Origin of the sequence: Bacillus sp. RO2, from assembly GCF_012911845.1 — a bacterium.
Classification (GTDB): domain Bacteria; phylum Bacillota; class Bacilli; order Bacillales; family Bacillaceae_I; genus Sutcliffiella_A.
This window is the reverse complement of sequence record NZ_JAAXCU010000051.1, coordinates 22,495-40,337: the sequence shown is the minus strand read 5'-3', so window position 1 is coordinate 40,337 and position 17,843 is coordinate 22,495. Positions and strand designations below refer to the sequence as shown.

Annotated in this window: 18 protein-coding genes; 13 read left to right on the top strand and 5 right to left on the bottom strand. The window is 38.8% G+C overall.

Annotated elements, in window-relative coordinates; translation table 11 throughout:
* The first annotated feature begins 10 nt into the window (after positions 1 to 10).
* Complete coding sequence (locus tag HF078_RS17310) at positions 11 to 910, top strand: deoxyribonuclease IV (protein ID WP_169292283.1); 900 nt, start codon at positions 11 to 13, stop codon at positions 908 to 910.
* Between the two features lie 584 nt (positions 911 to 1,494).
* Here HF078_RS17310 and HF078_RS17305 read toward each other — a convergent pair.
* Positions 1,495 to 1,752, bottom strand: coding sequence for a DUF2624 domain-containing protein (locus HF078_RS17305; RefSeq protein WP_231687719.1), 258 nt, complete (start codon positions 1,750 to 1,752; stop codon positions 1,495 to 1,497).
* A gap of 141 nt (positions 1,753 to 1,893) precedes the next feature.
* Here HF078_RS17305 and HF078_RS17300 point away from each other — a divergent pair, with 141 nt between their 5' ends.
* The 5 genes from HF078_RS17300 (at position 1,894) to HF078_RS17280 (ending at position 5,720) form a co-directional block, all read left to right on the top strand.
* Positions 1,894 to 3,303: an ATP-binding protein gene (locus HF078_RS17300; protein WP_169292282.1), complete on the top strand. Its 1,410-nt coding sequence runs from the start codon at positions 1,894 to 1,896 to the stop codon at positions 3,301 to 3,303.
* Positions 3,304 to 3,407: 104 nt separating this feature from the next.
* A complete protein-coding gene (locus tag HF078_RS17295) occupies positions 3,408 to 4,190 on the top strand; it encodes a metal ABC transporter ATP-binding protein (protein ID WP_169292281.1) in 783 nt (260 codons plus the stop codon).
* Positions 4,190 to 5,029, top strand: a complete 840-nt coding sequence (locus HF078_RS17290; RefSeq protein ID WP_169292280.1) for a metal ABC transporter permease — start codon at positions 4,190 to 4,192, stop codon at positions 5,027 to 5,029. The genes HF078_RS17295 and HF078_RS17290 overlap by 1 nt, the downstream gene beginning before the upstream one ends.
* Positions 5,026 to 5,436, top strand: a complete 411-nt coding sequence (locus HF078_RS17285; protein WP_169292279.1) for a Fur family transcriptional regulator — start codon at positions 5,026 to 5,028, stop codon at positions 5,434 to 5,436. The genes HF078_RS17290 and HF078_RS17285 overlap by 4 nt, the downstream gene beginning before the upstream one ends.
* A gap of 119 nt (positions 5,437 to 5,555) precedes the next feature.
* A complete protein-coding gene (locus tag HF078_RS17280) occupies positions 5,556 to 5,720 on the top strand; it encodes a hypothetical protein (RefSeq protein ID WP_169292278.1) in 165 nt (54 codons plus the stop codon).
* Between the two features lie 40 nt (positions 5,721 to 5,760).
* Here the strand turns inward: HF078_RS17280 and HF078_RS17275 are convergent, their stop codons facing one another.
* Positions 5,761 to 6,342, bottom strand: a complete 582-nt coding sequence (locus HF078_RS17275) for a hypothetical protein (protein ID WP_205831672.1) — start codon at positions 6,340 to 6,342, stop codon at positions 5,761 to 5,763.
* Positions 6,343 to 6,525: 183 nt separating this feature from the next.
* On the opposite strand from HF078_RS17275, the gene HF078_RS17270 reads away from it, so the two are divergent.
* Positions 6,526 to 6,939: a DUF4190 domain-containing protein gene (locus HF078_RS17270; RefSeq protein ID WP_060665031.1), complete on the top strand. Its 414-nt coding sequence runs from the start codon at positions 6,526 to 6,528 to the stop codon at positions 6,937 to 6,939.
* A 59-nt stretch (positions 6,940 to 6,998) separates the two neighbouring features.
* On the opposite strand, the gene ispG is transcribed toward HF078_RS17270, so the two are convergent.
* The 3 genes from ispG to HF078_RS17255 form a co-directional block, all read right to left on the bottom strand.
* Positions 6,999 to 8,105, bottom strand: coding sequence for a flavodoxin-dependent (E)-4-hydroxy-3-methylbut-2-enyl-diphosphate synthase (gene ispG / locus HF078_RS17265; RefSeq protein WP_169292277.1), 1,107 nt, complete (start codon positions 8,103 to 8,105; stop codon positions 6,999 to 7,001).
* Between the two features lie 328 nt (positions 8,106 to 8,433).
* Positions 8,434 to 8,784, bottom strand: coding sequence for a hypothetical protein (locus HF078_RS17260; protein ID WP_169292276.1), 351 nt, complete (start codon positions 8,782 to 8,784; stop codon positions 8,434 to 8,436).
* A 105-nt stretch (positions 8,785 to 8,889) separates the two neighbouring features.
* Complete coding sequence (locus HF078_RS17255; protein WP_169292275.1) at positions 8,890 to 9,675, bottom strand: DUF1189 domain-containing protein; 786 nt, start codon at positions 9,673 to 9,675, stop codon at positions 8,890 to 8,892.
* 237 nt (positions 9,676 to 9,912) lie between these two features.
* Here HF078_RS17255 and HF078_RS17250 point away from each other — a divergent pair, with 237 nt between their 5' ends.
* The 6 genes from HF078_RS17250 to HF078_RS17225 all read left to right on the top strand — a co-directional run bounded on the left by HF078_RS17250 (position 9,913) and on the right by HF078_RS17225 (position 17,789).
* Complete coding sequence (locus tag HF078_RS17250) at positions 9,913 to 11,553, top strand: Na/Pi cotransporter family protein (RefSeq protein ID WP_169292274.1); 1,641 nt, start codon at positions 9,913 to 9,915, stop codon at positions 11,551 to 11,553.
* 74 nt (positions 11,554 to 11,627) lie between these two features.
* Positions 11,628 to 12,107, top strand: a complete 480-nt coding sequence (locus HF078_RS17245) for a DUF456 family protein (protein ID WP_168864136.1) — start codon at positions 11,628 to 11,630, stop codon at positions 12,105 to 12,107.
* Positions 12,108 to 12,185: 78 nt separating this feature from the next.
* The gene (gene pfkA, locus HF078_RS17240) at positions 12,186 to 13,145 is read left to right on the top strand and encodes a 6-phosphofructokinase (RefSeq protein ID WP_168864135.1); all 960 of its coding nucleotides are present in this window, start codon (positions 12,186 to 12,188) and stop codon (positions 13,143 to 13,145) included.
* 139 nt (positions 13,146 to 13,284) lie between these two features.
* On the top strand, positions 13,285 to 13,893 hold the full coding sequence (locus HF078_RS17235) for a superoxide dismutase (protein WP_148987616.1): 609 nt from the start codon (positions 13,285 to 13,287) through the stop codon (positions 13,891 to 13,893).
* Positions 13,894 to 14,180: 287 nt separating this feature from the next.
* The gene (locus HF078_RS17230) at positions 14,181 to 15,467 is read left to right on the top strand and encodes an MFS transporter (RefSeq protein ID WP_169292273.1); all 1,287 of its coding nucleotides are present in this window, start codon (positions 14,181 to 14,183) and stop codon (positions 15,465 to 15,467) included.
* 150 nt (positions 15,468 to 15,617) lie between these two features.
* Entirely contained in the window at positions 15,618 to 17,789 is a 2,172-nt protein-coding gene (locus tag HF078_RS17225; protein WP_169292272.1) for a peptidoglycan D,D-transpeptidase FtsI family protein, read from the top strand.
* The last annotated feature ends 54 nt before the right edge of the window (positions 17,790 to 17,843 follow it).

Here is a 17,843-nt window from a genome sequence, read left to right as displayed (position 1 = left end):
AGGTGATGTTATGGAAAACTTACTAATTGGATCCCATGTATCCATGAGCGGTAAAAAAATGCTGCTTGCTGCAAGTGAAGAGGCTGCATCTTATGGATCAAATGTATTTATGATTTACACAGGGGCTCCTCAAAATACACGAAGAAAAAAAATTGAAGACCTTAACATAGAAGCAGGTCTTGCACATATGAAAGAGCATGGTTTGAAGGAAATTATTGTACATGCTCCATATATCATTAATATTGGTAACTCTCAGAAACCTGAAACTTACGAGCTTGGAGTGAATTTTCTAGCAGAAGAAGTTAGAAGAACGGAAGCTATCGGGGCAAAACAGATTGTCCTCCACCCAGGTGCACATATCGGTGCGGGAACGGAAGTTGGGATCAGCCAGATTATTAAAGGGTTGAATGAGGCACTGACCAAAGAGCAGAATGTTCAAATTGCATTAGAGACCATGGCAGGAAAGGGTTCTGAATGTGGTCGTACTTTTGAAGAACTTGCAGCCATTATTGACGGAGTTCATCTTAACGAAAAACTTTCCATTTGCCTGGACACATGTCACGTGCATGATGCTGGATACGATATTGTTAATGATTTTGATGGAGTCCTGAAGCAGTTTGACGATATTATTGGTTTAGACAGACTGAAGGTGCTTCATATAAATGATAGTAAGAATGCTTGCGGGGCTAGTAAAGACCGACATGAAAACATAGGTTTTGGTCATATTGGCTTTGATGCAATCAATTATATCGTTCATCATGATCAATTAAAACATATTCCTAAAATATTGGAGACGCCATACGTCGGTGAAGACAAGAAAGACCGTAAACCGCCATACAAACATGAAATCTCCATGCTCAAAAACAAGCAGTTTGATGAAGAACTATTAACGAAAATCGTGAATGACTAATTAGAAAGAAGCAAGGGCCAGAAAAATGCCCTTGCTTCTTTTTTTAAAGATAGGCTCTGTTAAACTCCGCTGTTGATTTACGCACTAGGCTTCGCTTTCCTAGGAGCGTTTGGGGAGCCTCCTCGGAAAAGCGCCTGCGGGGTCTCCCCTAAACGCTATCTCCCTCAGGAGTATTCGCCTATTGCTTCAATCAACAGCTAGGTTGCTGAAAAAATCAATAATATGCTTTAACAGAGCCAAAGGATAAGAAGCATTAAAACACAGTTGATTTCCGTTCCAGGCGTATCGCTTGCCTGCGGGCGGTCCGTGAGGCTTCTCGGCTTGCGCCTATGGGGTCTCACCTGTCCCTTCCTCCCGTGGGCGTCTGCACGCCTTGTACTTCAATCAACAAAGGGCTTCATTCAACGAGGGGTATATGGAAAGTATCTACCCGGGTTAAATGAATAAGCAAGAACGTACCTTTTACGAAATTTTTTAGCTGTGAATTGAAGCAAGCACCGTCCCGCGGAAAGCGAAGCCATTTGCGGAAAGGAACAGCGGTGATTATTCAACACCTAAAGTTCTTTTGTTCTTAGCTGATTTTCTTACTTTGTAAACTCCAAAAATAGCTGATTTACTTTTTTAGCGGTCTCGTGGCCAGTAATCTTCGCAACTTCTTTCATTAATTGAATTCTCTCGGACGTGTTAAATACATTCACTTTTTTGGACTGCAAAAGAGCAGATACCTTTTTTGCCTGATCCAGTGTCAAGGAGATATTATATTCCCCACTATACTTCATCAATTCTTCTGCCGTAATGTTATGAAGCTTCTTATTGACGATTTGCTGATATATGTTCATCATATTATCCCTCCCATTTTAGCCTATGTTGGAAAAACAAAAAGGCTACCTTTACGAAATAATATGACAACTGTTGGGAAATTATTGTATAATTAAAATATTCCATTAACAAATGATATTCGAAGGTAACGAGGGGGAGTCACCTTGTCGTTTATAATAGATAAAAAAGAACAAGATATTTTTCAATATTTAAGTTCAGACCTAAGGCTTATACTGAATGTGAATGGCTTTATTGAAGAATGGAATGAGAGAGCCAGCACATTTCTATCAGTGTTGGAAGAGAATCGTTCTTTTTTTCTCAGCTTCCCATCAAGCTATCGCCAAGAGGTCTATACATATTTGAAGGAAATTTCCGATTCGGGTGGGAAAGAAATTAAGAGGATTTTATTTCACCGGATAAACGGGAATTTCTATGAAGTCGTTTATACAGGAATACTTTCTGGAGAACGTATCTATCTGTCAGGACTTGTAATTGAAAATAAGGATAGTTCCGTTGTCTTGCCACTTCATTATGGTACGATTGAACAATCATTAAAGGTCAATGAGTTTATGACGAACTCATTAGATATTGCTATTTTAGTCCTTTCAAAAGGCGGTATGATAGAATACATCAACAACCGATGCTTAAAATTGTTGGAACTTGATGTTGGTGAAGACTATATAAACCTTGAGTTCGATGATTTATTGACTCCTGTCTTTCTGAAGGATAAGTTATATGAAATTTATGAAGAGGTTATCCATAATAAGAAGTTCAAAGAAAGAATTTGCTATGATGATGAAGTGTTATACCAGATTCAAGGGATTTTTTTTGAAAGTTCGGAGAAAGTATTCTTTATCATCCATGACCGCTCCTATCAGCAGAAATTTGAAAACCTTCTAGTATACAAACAACAAATGGAATCTGTTTCACAAATCTCTGCAGGAATGGCCCATGAATTGAGGAATCCTCTATCCGTTATCAAGGGATTCATTCAACTTTCTCAGATCACGAACAATTGGAGTAAATATTACGATACCATTATGGCAGAAATCAATCGAATGAATTCCATTATCGAGGACTTTTTATCGGTTTCCAGAAAAAAAGTGAAAAAGCAGTTTATCCAGCCGCAATATATCTTTCAGTCCTTGGTTTATATTTTTCAATCAGAATGTTTATTACATAATATAGATTTCGATTTCGAAATTGATGAAGTAGAAGAGCTGGTATTGGTCAATGAGGCAATGATCAAACAAGTTATGCTGAATTTCTTACGGAATGCGATTGAAGCGTACACACCGGAACAGAAAAACAAATTGTTTCTATTGCGAGCCAAAAAATCGGATACCTTTTATGAAATAACGGTTGTAGATAACGGAAAAGGCATGGCCGAAGATGTGTTGGATCGAATTGGTAAACCTTTTTTCACAACGAAGGAAAAGGGAAATGGCTTAGGCATTCCGCTATGTAAAAAAATAATAGAAGACCATGATGGTGAGCTATTTATCGATAGCAAATTAGGAGACGGTTCCACCTTTTGTTACCGCTTGCCTCTCATAAAGGAAAAGCCTGAATAGGGCTTTTTTTGTTTTGCAAAGCCTCTATATTTACTTTTGCCACCACCTGTTGTATACTAACTTATTGTTATAAAATCGTAATGATTCTTATCTTTTAAGGTGTGATGAAATTGGAAAAAGTACTCGATATCAAGGGACTATCCTATAAATATGAAAAACAAAATGTGATTGAAAATATAAATTTGAGCTTGCCAAAAGGTGCTTTTCTTGGACTTGTAGGACCTAATGGTTCAGGTAAATCAACACTTTTAAAGTGTATTCTTGGACTTTTGCGCCTACAAAAGGGAAGCATTGAACTGTTTGGTAAAGATATTCGAAAGTTTAAGGATTGGAGCAAGATTGGTTTTGTCTCCCAAAAGGCAAACAGTTTCAATTCCGGATTTCCTGCAACCGTCTTTGAAGTGGTCTCAACCGGACTTGTGTCAAAGGTTGGCCTATTGCGTTTCTTCAACAAACAACACAAAAAGCAAGTGCTAGAAGCCATTCGAGCGGTAGGGATGGAAGATTTCACCGACAGAAATATTGGAGATCTATCAGGGGGACAGCAGCAGCGTGTATTTATCGCAAGGGCTTTAGTGAGTGAACCGGAACTTCTGATTCTAGATGAGCCAACAGTTGGAGTAGATATTAAAAATGTGCAAAATTTTTACTCCATGCTTTCCCACTTGAACAAAGAGCTAGGCATCACGTTAATTCTGGTCACACATGACGTGGGAACGATTACGGAAAAAGTGACACATGTGGCATGCTTGAACAAAAATTTACATTTTCACGGTGTGACAGATGAGTTTGAAAAATTACGCACAAATGACCTTTCACAATTTTACGGTCATGATGTGCATGTTTTAAGTCATGATCACCATCACCATGATGGAGGGCATATGTAATGATATCAGCGTTTATGCAATTTGAATTTTTAAGAAATGCGTTTTATACAGGGATCTTAATTGGCTTTTTGGCACCGCTTTTAGGTGTTTTTGTCGTAGTAAGAAGACTTTCATTGATTGCAGATGCCTTGAGTCATGTGACCTTGGCCGGAATTGCAGCAAGCCTCCTTGTGGAAAAGCGATTCGGATTAATGGTCGGTGTGAGCCCAATCTATTTTGGAATGGCATTTTCTGTGACTGGTGCATTGTTTATTGAAAAGTTGCGAGGAGTTTATAAACACTACCAGGAGCTTGCTATCCCAATTATTTTATCATCTGGAATTGGTCTTGGAGTAATCTTTATTTCCCTTGCAGATGGCTTTAATACAGATCTATTCAATTTTTTATTCGGTAGTGTAAGTGCTGTGACATCATCTGATTTTTGGACAGTTTTTATCGTAACGATTGGCGTGCTGCTCACCATCGTTTTATTTTATAAAGAGTTTTTTGTCCTTTCCTTTGATGAAGAGCATGCAAAGGTATCAGGAGTAAATTCACGTGTGTTTCATTTGGTTTTTATCATCATGGTAGCCCTCGTCATTGCTGCTTCTATGCGCATTGTCGGGATACTATTAGTTTCCTCGCTTATGACATTGCCTGTAGCTGCAAGCATGAGGCTGAGCAGGGGCTTTAAGCAAACGATTGTTTTAGCTATCATTTTTGGGGAAATCGCAGTGATTGGTGGATTGATATCATCTTTTTATTTTGATCTTGCACCTGGAGGGACCATTGTAATCTTATCGGTTCTTATTTTAATTTTCACCATTCTTTGGAATAAAGTAAGGGGTGTAAAAAAATGAATGTAACGCAGGCGCTCTCTTTAATGAAAGATAAAGGATATAAATATACCGGGAAAAGACAGGAAATGCTTGAACTGTTTGCCAAAGAAGATAAGTATCTGACTGCAAAAGACGTGTTGGACGCAATGAAGGATAATTATCCTGGTTTAAGCTTTGATACCATTTACCGTAACCTTGCTGTGTTCGTGGAATTAGAAATTTTAGAGAGTACGGAGCTTTCTGGCGAAAAACATTTCCGATTTACCTGCTCGACAAAACATCATCATCATCATTTTATCTGCATGTTGTGCGGAAAGACAAAGGAAATTGAAACTTGTCCAATGCATGACCTTGAGGATAATCTGAAAGGTTATGACATCACTGGTCACAAATTTGAGATTTATGGTAAGTGTCCAGAATGCGTCTAAAGTAACAAATTTAGAATTATCTCATATATAGTAATTACCACCCATTTTACATGTGTGCCCTCTGAAAATGGGCGGTTATACACGAAACATGTTCTAAAAGATGCGTAAGGGTGTATGAGATGACAGCGAAGAGTGGACAGCTTTCCTCTTTAAAAAGAGAGGATCTTGTAGACATTATGATGATGATCCGCGATATGGGATCAAAAAGAACAGATATTAGCACAGAAGACTTTGTAAAGGCAATTGAAACCAAACTTCTGTTGGCGATGTCTAGGTCAAAATAAAAAGGAGAGTGGATGTTAATTTATCCACTCTCCTTTAATTTTACCTTGTAGCGCTAATTGCTTGTAGCAAAGATTGTACTTTTTGGTCTGCTTCTTTCCAACTGAAGACTCTGTGTACGTTTGCAGGAATCGGTTCCCTATTGTATGGGGTATCAAATAATATGACAGGTATGTCACATTCTTCACTTATATCACAGGCATTATCATGTTTATCTTCAAAGAAGAGTTCTATGTTATGTTTTTTTACTGCAGCAATTTTATTGTGTGTACCGATTAGTTCTAAGTGGTCGTAATCAATTTCTTGCTTTGAAAACCAGTTTTGCGTGACTCCCAAAAGATGGTTTCTGCGTGCGCTGATAAAATAGAGGTCAAATTCGTCTTTCCACCGTTGCACAACTGTTTTTGCTCCTTCGGCAAGTGGGGCATCTTTATAAATAATCGGTTCCATCTCGTCCATCCATTTCCAAAAACCTGCTTCATCTAAGCCCATAAGAGGAGTCAAATCGTATTGTATCATGTCTTCGAGGGTTATATTTTTATTTAGTGTTTGATTGATAAAAGGTACAAAAGTCGAAGGGCAGGTTAACGTCCCGTCAATGTCAATCCCAAATCTTTTTCTCATAATTGCCTCCAGTCCTATTGCTACACTTATTTTATCATATTTTGTCCTTTTTTCTGTTTATTTCTTAGTCAATTTACTGAAGTGAAGGTAACAAAACTTAACAAAGTTTGACACCCATGATTTTGCCTTGACTTGCTCATACTAATTAATGCTCCTAACTTCTTAAGAAAGCGAGGGATACGAATGGCAAGTGAATTTGAGAAAAACGAAGAGAAACTTGACCGTTTTGATTCAGACTTGGCTTATGAAGAACCTCATGTTTCTAGAGCGAAGGGACATCGGGACTTTCTAGAAGAGCATGCAGCTGAGGTTGCTGCAGTGCCTCCTGTTGTACAATCAGACAGAAGCAGAGAACGAGAAGCAATTTTTGAAGAAGAGCGCAGTGACGTAATGGGAATGAGTGGACGAGGGCTCGGGATTTTAGGGTTAGCCTTATCAATCCTGTCGTTGTTCTTCCTACCAATCATTATGGGAGCTGCCGGTATTATCGTCGGATTTATTGCTCGCAAGCGTGGGGCAACTGGGTTAGGAGCATGGGCAATCGGAATCGGTATCGTTTCCATTGTTGTTGGGATTTTTGTACTGCCATTGTTTTAACACCACCTAAATGGTTCATCCATTAAAAGGGCAAGAAAAAAGCTTGGCACCAATTGGTGTCAAGCTTTTGCCTTTTCTTCTTCTTGTTGTGCAAAGTACTCTTCTGCAATTTTATCGATTTCTTTCTTTAATTCTTCCACCATGGTAGCTTCAGGCACTTTGCGGACAATTTCTCCTTTACGGAAAAGTAATCCCTCGTTACGTGCGCCAGCGATACCAATATCAGCTTCGCGTGCTTCACCAGGGCCGTTTACAGCACAACCAAGTACTGCTACTTTAATTGGTGCCTTGATCGTAGAGATGTATTCCTCTACTTCATTTGCGATACTGATTAAATCAATTTCAATTCGTCCACATGTAGGACAAGAAATAAGTGTCGCTGCGTTAGATGATAGGCCAAAAGATTTCAATAGTTCACGTGCTACTTTTACTTCCTCCACTGGATCAGCGCTTAAGGAAATACGTAACGTGTTCCCGATGCCCTTGCTTAGAATCGCTCCAAGGCCGGCAGCACTTTTTACAGTACCAGCAAAAAGGGTGCCTGATTCTGTGATACCTAAATGAAGTGGATAATCAAAAGCTTTTGCTGCTTTTTCGTATGCTTCAATAGCAAGGTTCACATCAGATGCCTTCATGGAAACAATGATATCGTGGAAATCAAGGTCTTCTAATATTTTTATGTGGTGAAGAGCACTTTCCACCATGCCGTCTGCAGTAGGGTAACCATATTTTTCAATGATGCGCTTTTCCAAAGAACCAGCATTTACACCAATACGAATCGGAATGCCTTTTTCTTTACACGCTTTTACAACGGCTTCTACTTTTTCGCGGCGTCCGATGTTACCTGGGTTGATACGGATTTTATCCGCACCGCCTTCAATTGCTTTAAGAGCCAGTTTGTAATCAAAATGAATATCCACAACTAGCGGAATGTTAATTTGTTTTTTTATGTCAGCAATGGCATTAGCTGCGCGCTCGTCGGGACATGCCACACGGACTACCTGACAGCCTGCTTCTTCCAAGCGTTTAATTTCTGCAACCGTTGCTTCTACGTCATGTGTCTTGGTGGTTGTCATACTTTGGATGAATAGTTCGTTACTCCCGCCAATTGTAATGTCTCCAACTTTAACCGGACGGGTTTTTGTACGATGTATTATTTCATTCACGAGTGAATCGCTCCTTTAGGAATGATCTACAGATCAAAACATCTTTCTTTCATAAGAGTAGCTTGTAATGAGAAAAAAAGCTAGTATTATCCACTAACTCCCAACATATTTTAACAATCGTAATCACATCTGACAAGTGAAAAAGTTTCCTGACTCTCAGGAGACTGGAACTAACGGTTGATTTCCGTTGCGGGCGGTCCGGGAGCCTCCTCACTTCGTTGCGGGGTCTCCCCTGTCCCTTCCTGCCTGCTGGCGTCTGCGCGCCTTCCACTTCAATCAACAGGGTTGTCTATTTCAAATTATATATAATGTAAAAGTTTCCTGGCTGTTAGTAGACAGGAAACTTGTAGATTTTGCCGATTTGGATTTTTTCTGGGGTGATGCCGTCGTTTAGGTTTTGGAAGTCCTCTACTAGTTGTGTGATGGAGACAGGAATTGGTTTGTTTGCAATCTTTTCGGCGACAGTGAGTACGGTATCACCAGCTTTTATTTCTACTTCTATGTAAAGGTTGTTAGAAGGTGAGGATTGGGTGGAACTTTCTGATTCTGTATCAGGGTTTGTAATAGGAACAGGAGCTGCAACAGGAGAGGCAGGCTCTGGGATGGTACCGGATGATATATCATAATAGATGCTGTAGATAGTAACGAGAATTAGAGCTGCAACGAATAATCGGATCATTTTTAACTTCCCCCTCATTCAAGCATACTTAACTATATGCTTGTCCAAGAAAAAAATAACAAAAAAGCACCGACAAATTATGTGAAATTTGTCGGTGCATTTTTTTTAATTAATTGCAGTAGTCGACTTTTTAACTTTAACTTCCTTAATAACAAGATAGAGTATAAAAAGAGATACAGCAAAGCTTATTAATGAGGAAAACGGTAATACCAAACCGCTTGTCTGTAAAATCGTAAAGATCAATGTTGGAAGGGTGACAGCATACGCAGCCAAGACCCAAGTGTGGCGATACTGTAATTTATTTCTTTTTAACACATTCTTAAGGAGTAACCCAAACAAACCTAAAATAGAGATTTGAACGAATTTAGTAGCTGTAAAGAATAGATAACCTACTACTATTAAAACTGTAATGATGATAGGAAATGCGCTTCCTACAGAATCCATGAATTGAAGTAAGTCTTCTTTTGCTACTTCTGTACCCTGGAAATCACTTAATGGTACAAAATCGGTCTGGCCTGCTCCTTTAAAGATTATTTCCTTTGACTGGATGGCTACAACATCACCGTAAGAGCTGATCTCATTTAACGATAATTCGTTTTCAGGGTCCAAGATAATTGCAAAACCTTCTTCATCTACAATGAAAGGTTCCTGTACATCTGCAAAAAATTCTCCGTCCTTGATATAAAAGTCGGGTGTTTCGTTTTGTAGAAATTCTTCTGTACTATTAACTAAATTCACTGCACTAGTTCCAAAAGTGATAAACATGGGAATAGAAGATATAAGAACAAGAAAAAATACGTACAGGATGGTTTTACCTATTCCTTGAAAGCGGAAGGAGGCCATTGCTTTTGGGGAATACAAGCTTTTAACAAATTGAGAAAAAATATTCAATATCTATCAGTCCTTTTTATATGATATTCCAATTTTATGTTACCCTACATTGGGACATGAGAACAATATTTTATTACTTAACGGCCACTAATGTAAATTTCAAGTTACGGTTTGTAAAGATAATGTAAATTTATTAGTGAATCTATTTACATTAGAATAATATTAGGTTAATAATTGTATTTGGTTTTGTAGATTTTTGTCGATACTATATAGTTTTTGATTAAGGGGTTGAATGTATTGGACTTGGATGTTCAGAAGTTAATTTTTGAATTTATTGGTGGTCTGGGTATTTTCCTTTTCGGGATTAAATACATGGGTGACGGACTGCAAAAATCAGCTGGTGATAAGCTGAGAGATATTTTAGATCGTTTTACAACAAATCCGTTAATGGGTGTATTTGCGGGTATTCTTGTAACGGTCCTAATTCAATCAAGTTCTGGTACCACGGCACTGACAGTAGGTTTAGTTAGTGCAGGATTTATGACGTTGCGCCAAGCGATTGGAGTAATCATGGGTGCAAACGTGGGTACAACCGTAACAGCATTCATCATTGGTATTAAAATTGATGAGTATGCCTTGCCGATTATTGCTGTTGGTGCAATCTTGTTATTCTTCTTTAAAAATCATAAGATACAATACTTCGGTCAGATAGTATTTGGTTTTGGTACATTATTCTATGGTTTGAAAATCATGGGAGGTGGACTTAAACCACTACGAGAATTTCCTGCTTTCATTGATTTAACGGTTACTATGAGTGATAATCCAATACTTGGGGTAGTGGTTGGAACTGTCTTTACTGTTATTGTTCAGAGTTCAAGTGCTACTGTAGGGATTCTGCAAGAACTCTACGGACAAGGTGCTATGGATCTTAGAGCTGCATTACCTGTACTTTTTGGAGACAATATTGGTACAACGATTACAGCAGTTCTAGCTGCTCTTGGGGCAAGCGTTGCTGCAAGACGTGCTGCTTTATCGCATGTATTGTTTAACGTTTTAGGAACAGCTATTGTTTTAATATTGTTGATTCCATTCCAAATGTATGTGGAGTTTTTACAACAAAAGCTAGATCTTAACCCAGAAATGACCATTGCATTTGCACACGGTTCATTTAATATTGCCAATGTGATTATACAATTGCCGTTTATTGGACTTCTGGCATTAATTGTAACGAAAATCATTCCTGGTGAGGACAGCTTTGTAGAATACAAACCAAAGCATTTAGATCCAATCTTCATTGAACAATCACCATCATTGGCACTTGGACAAGCAAAAGAAGAAGTGCTTCGTATGGGTGAATATTCTGTTGTAGGACTTGAATCTACACACGAATATTTAAAGACTGGCGTTACAAAATATTCTGAACAAGCTTATCAAGTGGAAGAAGCGATTAATAACCTAGATAGAAAAATTACAGACTATCTTGTAAAATTATCTTCAAGCTCTTTATCAGATAATGAGTCAGAAGAACATTCTGTATTAATGGATACAGTAAGAGATATTGAAAGAATTGGTGACCACTTCGAAAATATCGTCGAGTTAGTGGATTATCAAATTGCAAACAAAGTAGAGTTAACAGAAGCTGCTGAGAAGGATTTAGAGGAAATGTTCTCACTAACAGTTTCCACTGTAAAAGAATCCATTGAAGCACTACGTACAAATGATAAAACACTTGCAAATGATGTTCGTATGAAAGAAGATCAAATTGACAAAATGGAGCGCTCACTTCGTAAGAAACATATCTTACGTATGAATGAGGGATTATGCTCCGGCCAAGCTGGAATTGTGTTTGTAGATATTATCAGTAACCTTGAGCGCATCGGAGACCACGCTGTAAATATCGCAGAGGCAGTTTTAGGCGAAGATCACGAAACTTTATAATAGGTAAGAACGTATAATTAAACCGGACTCTTATGGGTCTGGTTTTTTTAAAATTTATGAAAGAGGGTTTTGTAGTGGAAATCGTATATTGGGCAATAATTATTGCATTATTTGTCATTGCTTTTGTTGGATTGGTCTATCCAATCATTCCAAGTGTGCTCTTTTTAGTAGGTGGATTTCTTCTTTATGGTGTATTTTTCTCTTTCGAAGAGCTGACTTTTATATTCTGGACCATCACCGTATTATTTGTCATTTTACTATTTGTCGCGGACTACTTTGCAAATCTTTTAGGTGTTAAAAAGTTTGGCGGTAGCAACGCATCTATCTGGGGTAGTACCATAGGGTTATTGGTTGGCCCGTTTGTCATCCCGATTGCAGGTATTATTCTTGGGCCATTTTTGGGAGCGGTCATTGGTGAACTGATGTTTAACAGAAATGGATTAAAAGCCTCCATGAAAGCCGGATTCGGGTCTGTTGTTGGTCTCTTCAGCAGTGCATTGGTGAAAGGGATCATCCAGGGGATTATGATAATTGTGTTCTTTATTTTCATTTAAACAAGGTTATACTAGAAGTGTTTGAAAAGGATTCATTTGTGCTATAGCAATAATAGGTACGAAAAAGGAGTGAATGGATTGAAAACGATCGGAGTTTTAACAAGTGGCGGGGACTCGCCTGGAATGAATGCGGCTGTAAGGGCTGTTGTAAGAAAAGCAATATACCACAACTTAAATGTATATGGTATCTATCAGGGGTATGCAGGACTTATGGCTGGTAATATAAAAAAGTTGGAGCTTGGGTCTGTTGGAGATATCATCCACCGCGGCGGAACCGTTCTATATACAGCTAGAAGTGAAGAATTTAAAACCCTTGAAGGGCAGCAAAAAGGAATAGAACAATTGAAGAAACATGGAATTGAAGGGCTTGTGGTTATTGGTGGAGATGGGTCTTACCGTGGCGCACAAAAGCTAACAGAACATGGCTTTCCGTGTATCGGGTTGCCAGGAACCATTGACAATGACATTGCTGGAACAGATTATACCATAGGATTTAATACAGCACTTCACACAGTAATTGACGCTATTGATAAAATACGAGATACTGCAACTTCTCATGAACGTACATTTATTATTGAAGTGATGGGCCGCCATGCTGGGGATATCGCTTTATGGGCTGGTCTTGCAGGTGGAGCAGAGACCATTATCATCCCTGAGATAGGATTTAAACTTGAAGATGTAGTAGGACGTATAAAGAGTGGGCAAAAACGAGGCAAAAAACATACGATCATTGTCCTTGCAGAAGGCGTTAGCAGTGGAATGGATTTTGCTAAACTGATTGAAAAAGAAACACAATTAGAAACGCGGGTGTCGGTTCTTGGACATATTCAAAGAGGAGGAACACCAACTGCATTTGACCGTGTCCTATCAAGCCGCCTAGGCGGACGAGCTGTGGAGTTATTAATGGAAGGAAAAGCAGGTAGAGCAGTAGGGATGGAAAAAAATCAGATTGTTGATTATTCCTTTGATGAAGTATTCTCCATGCCTCATAAAATTGATGAAAGTATGTATCGCTTGTCTCAAGAGTTATCCATTTAATAGTTAATAATTATTTTAGGAAGGCAAGCAGATTAATTGAAAGATTGTACAAGTTTTGGTAATCTGAAACTAACGGATCAAAAGGGTCTTGCTTTTTTGGTTCAATTTTTTAATACATAACAATTAGGAGGAGATAATTATGGCATACGAACTACCACAATTACCTTATGCATACGACGCATTGGAGCCTCACATCGACAAAGAAACAATGAACATTCACCACACAAAGCATCACAATACTTACGTAACAGGTATTAACGCAGCACTTGAAGGACAAGCAGAACTTCAAGGTAAAAGTGTAGAGGAGCTAATTTCCAACATGGATGCAGTTCCTGAAAACATCAAAACTGCTGTTCGCAACCACGGTGGTGGACATGCGAACCACAGTCTTTTCTGGAACATCCTTACTCCAGGTGGCGCTACTTCTCCAAACGGTGAATTGGCTGACGCTTTAACTAGCAAATTTGGGAGCTTTGACAACTTCAAAGATGAGTTTGCAAAAGCTGCAGCTACTCGTTTCGGTTCTGGTTGGGCTTGGTTAGTAGTAAACAACGGTGAACTTGAAATTACAAGCACGCCAAACCAAGACTCTCCATTAATGGAAGGTAAGACTCCAGTTCTTGGCCTTGACGTTTGGGAGCACGCTTACTACCTAAACTACCAAAACCGCCGTCCTGACTACATCAACGCATTCTTCAACGTAATCAACTGGGATGTAGTAGGAAAACTTTACAACGAAGCAAAATAATTTCTAACCCATAAACTCTCATCCATAAGTGGATGGGAGTTTTAATTTTTTATGTGTTCTATAGCTGTTGATTGGAGCAAAAGGCGAAGACTCCTGTGGGAGATAGCGCTAGGTGGAGACCCCGCAGGCGAAGCCGAGGAGGCTCCAGCAGCGCCCCTAGGAAAGCGTAGCCATTTGCGGAAATCAACAGCGGAGTTAAACAGTTACTACAAGATGTTCAAAAATCAAAGTACATAACTCCCACTCCTTTAAGCCACAATAAACGTAGATAAAGGAGCGGGGTAATAATGGCAGCATTAAAAAAACTGATCGGCGATGTCGAAGTAAACAAAGACCTGATGCTACTCTTAATCATCGGTGGACTTTACTCTCTCAGCATCGCTCTATCCAATACATTTGTAAATGTGTACCTCTGGAAGCAATCAGGCGAATTCAGCGACCTAGGCTTCTACAATTTAGCAATAGTTATTTTTCAGCCATTAACATTTATATTGGCAGGTAGATGGGCCAAAAAAATCGATCGCGTCATTGTGCTACGTTTAGGAGTCGTATTCTTAGCACTTTTTTATTTGTTTGTTTTGTTCATTGGTGACAAGGCCTCCAACTATTTATTACTTTTAGGAGCACTGCTTGGCATAGGATATGGTTTCTACTGGCTTGCTTTCAACGTATTGACCTTTGAAATTACAGAGCCAGAAACCAGAGACTTTTTTAATGGATTTTTAGGTATTTTGACTTCAATCGGGGGAATGATAGGCCCCTTTGCGGCTGGCTATATTATCTCTACATTAGAAAAGTTTACAGGTTACACGGTGATCTTCACTATCTCCCTTATTCTTTTTTTTGCTGCAGTAATCTTAAGCCTCTTTTTAAAAAGGCGTGGGGCAGAAGGAAGCTTTGAATTAAGACGCATACTGCAGGAAAGAAAAAATAATGCAAACTGGGGATACATAACAAATGCACACTTCTTCCAAGGGTTACGTGAAGGTACTTTCCTTTTTGCAGTTTCTGTATTGGTTTTTATCACAACGAACAGTGAATTGGCACTAGGAACGTTTGGACTGTTAAACTCAGCTGTGGCATTTGTCTGTTACTATTTGGCAACGAGGCTTATTAAGAAAGAGTTCAGGAAGAAAGCGATCCTCTTTGGAGGACTAATATTATATGGAGCAATATTCTTTCTTATCTTTGAATTAACTTACGTCAAGTTGCTCATGTACGCAGTTACCATCGCAATTGCCTATCCGTTGTTGTTAGTTCCATATGTTTCCTTAACCTATGATGTGATTGGAAGAGGGTGGAAAGCAGCAGAAATGCGCATTGAATATATTGTTGTCAGGGAAATTTTCTTGAATTTAGGGCGTATTACTTCTATTATCTTATTTTTGATTGCTGTTATCTTTTTTGATACGCAAAAGAGTATTCCGATCCTATTGTGTGTAATTGGTGCCGGACACGCATTAATCTATCCGTTTGTACGGAAGGTAGAATTAGAGCCCATTCCTTCTCCAAAGGAAGAACCACATCCAATTGTGACAACTTTGCGAGACGGGGAGGGAGAATCAACTCCTTAAAAGGGATTTAATAATAGAAATTTATTGCGATTTCCTATACAATAGATAAAGACACAGACACCTATACAGACTAACGTAGGTGTCTCTTACTTTTTATAAACAAGTTGCTTATATTAGCCTCTCGAAATAATTAATGAAAAGGTGTAAAGGATGACCAATCAAAAACAAAAAAAGAAAAAGAAGAATTACGTCCCGTCTCGCTTAAACCTTTTGTTTTTTGCGGTTTTTTTACTGTTCTCAGCCCTCATTTTAAGACTTGGATTTGTCCAAATCGTTTTTGGGGAAGATTATCGTAAAGAGGTAGACCGGACTGAGAACGTAACGGTAAATACGTTAGTACCAAGAGGGAAAATTTACGATCGCAATGGTAATGTAGTTGTAGACAACACCCCATTAAATGCGATTACATATACGCGAATGCAATCTACCTCTTCAAAGGAACAGTTAGAGGTTGCAAAAAAGCTTTCTGAAATAATTACGATGGATACTGAGAACATTCAGGAGAGGGATAAGAAAGACTATTGGATTTTGACCCGACCTGAAGAGGCGGCAAAATTAATAACAGATGAAGATCGAAAAAAAGTTGCCGATGGGGATATAGAAGAAAGTGACTTATACGATTTGCAATTAGATAGAATCACGAAAGAGCAATTAGATGAGATTACAGAAGAAGAAAAAGAAGTACTAGCTATCTTCAGAGAGTTTAATAAAGGGTATGCACTGACCCCGCAAATTGTTAAGAACCAAGATGTGACGGCAAAGGAATTTGCAATGGTCAGTGAAATGCTGACAGACTTACCTGGTGTAGATATTACAACAGATTTCATCCGATCTTATGCTTATGGATCAACCTTAGATTCTGTTTTTGGCAAAGTTTCAACTTCAGAGTCAGGGATACCAAGTGAGAAGATTGATGAGTTCCTTGCACGTGGATATAGTAGAAATGATCGAATCGGTACCTCACAATTAGAAGCACAATACGAAAATGTTCTTCAAGGTCAAAAGGCAAGAGTGCGTAATGTAACTGATACAGGTGGAAACCTTCTTCGTCAAGAAAAGGTTTATGATGGACAGCGTGGGAAAGATTTAATTTTATCGATTGATATGGAATTCCAGCAAAAAGTAGAAGAAGTATTAATTGAAGAAATGCTTCAAACGAGAGCAACCCCAAGTGCCAAGGCGAGATTTCTAGACCGTGCTTTTGTTGTAGTCATGAATCCCAAAACTGGGGAAGTTCTTTCACTTGCAGGAAAACAATTAATTCGAGATGAAGAAGATGGGCAACTAAAAATATATGATAATGCATTGGGTGCCATTCAAGAAGCTTATGAACCTGGTTCAACGGTTAAAGGAGCGTCTGTATTAGCTGGTTATCAGCATGGTGTCATTCAACCTGGTTCCTATCTGTACGATGCCCCATTATATATTGGGCGAGGGTCAGATGCTCTGAAAAAGGCTTCTTATACGAATATGGGAAGTATAAATGATTTAACAGCTCTTGAAAGATCGTCCAACGTCTATATGTTCAGAATCGCGATGGCTATTGCAGGTGCTAATTACTCGCCAAGGCAGCCTTTGTATATACCACCAGACGCTTATGATACATTTAGATCCTATTTAGCTCAATTCGGTTTAGGAGTAGAAACTGGTATTGATCTTCCACGTGAGTCCGCGGGCTTTGAAGGAACAGATACTAGTCTGCCTGGTTTGCTTCTAGACTTATCCATCGGACAATATGATACGTACACTACTCTGCAACTGGCTCAATACGTATCTACCATTGCAAATGGCGGGTATAGAATGCAGCCGCAATTAGTGAAAGAAATTAGAGAGCCTAATAACGGGGAAGGTTTGGGTCGTGTAGTGGAACCATTTGAACCTAACGTATTGAACAGAGTAGACATGACAGATAGTCAAATTAAGCGTGTTCAAGACGGTTTTATTAGGGTTTACCATGGATCAAGGGGAACAGCAAGTAGTTCGAAAATGAAACAATATAAACCTGCAGGGAAGTCAGGAACAGCGCAGTCAAGGTATATAGAAACACTTCCTAATGGAGAAAGACGCTCCTATGAAACGCTAAACTTTAATCTTGTAGGTTATGCTCCTTATGACGATCCAGAGATTGCTTTTGCCATTATGGTACCTTATGCGTCTACTGACTTTAATGTAACAGGAGGAATAAGTACCCGAATCGGTGATGCGGTTATGGATGCTTACTTTAATCTAAAGAAAGAACGTGCTAAAGGAGAAAAATCCGAAGAAAATCAAGAACAAACAGAAGAAGTAGAACAGCAGAATAACGAAGAAGATACAGAATAATAGTAAAAAAGCACTCCAAATCGGGGTGCTTTTTTTGTGTCCTTATGCCCCTTT

Bases quoted from the DNA above. Each gene is read 5' to 3' on its own strand.
- HF078_RS17310 (WP_169292283.1), top strand. From the start codon at position 11: ATGGAAAACTTACTAATTGGATCCCATGTATCCATGAGCGGTAAAAAA.
- HF078_RS17305 (WP_231687719.1), bottom strand. From the start codon at position 1,752: ATGATGAACATATATCAGCAAATCGTCAATAAGAAGCTTCATAACATT.
- HF078_RS17295 (WP_169292281.1), top strand. From the start codon at position 3,408: ATGAAATTGGAAAAAGTACTCGATATCAAGGGACTATCCTATAAATAT.
- HF078_RS17290 (WP_169292280.1), top strand. From the start codon at position 4,190: ATGATATCAGCGTTTATGCAATTTGAATTTTTAAGAAATGCGTTTTAT.
- HF078_RS17285 (WP_169292279.1), top strand. From the start codon at position 5,026: ATGAATGTAACGCAGGCGCTCTCTTTAATGAAAGATAAAGGATATAAA.
- HF078_RS17280 (WP_169292278.1), top strand. From the start codon at position 5,556: ATGACAGCGAAGAGTGGACAGCTTTCCTCTTTAAAAAGAGAGGATCTT.
- HF078_RS17275 (WP_205831672.1), bottom strand. From the start codon at position 6,342: ATGAGAAAAAGATTTGGGATTGACATTGACGGGACGTTAACCTGCCCT.
- HF078_RS17270 (WP_060665031.1), top strand. From the start codon at position 6,526: ATGGCAAGTGAATTTGAGAAAAACGAAGAGAAACTTGACCGTTTTGAT.
- HF078_RS17260 (WP_169292276.1), bottom strand. From the start codon at position 8,784: ATGATCCGATTATTCGTTGCAGCTCTAATTCTCGTTACTATCTACAGC.
- HF078_RS17235 (WP_148987616.1), top strand. From the start codon at position 13,285: ATGGCATACGAACTACCACAATTACCTTATGCATACGACGCATTGGAG.
- HF078_RS17230 (WP_169292273.1), top strand. From the start codon at position 14,181: ATGGCAGCATTAAAAAAACTGATCGGCGATGTCGAAGTAAACAAAGAC.
- HF078_RS17225 (WP_169292272.1), top strand. From the start codon at position 15,618: ATGACCAATCAAAAACAAAAAAAGAAAAAGAAGAATTACGTCCCGTCT.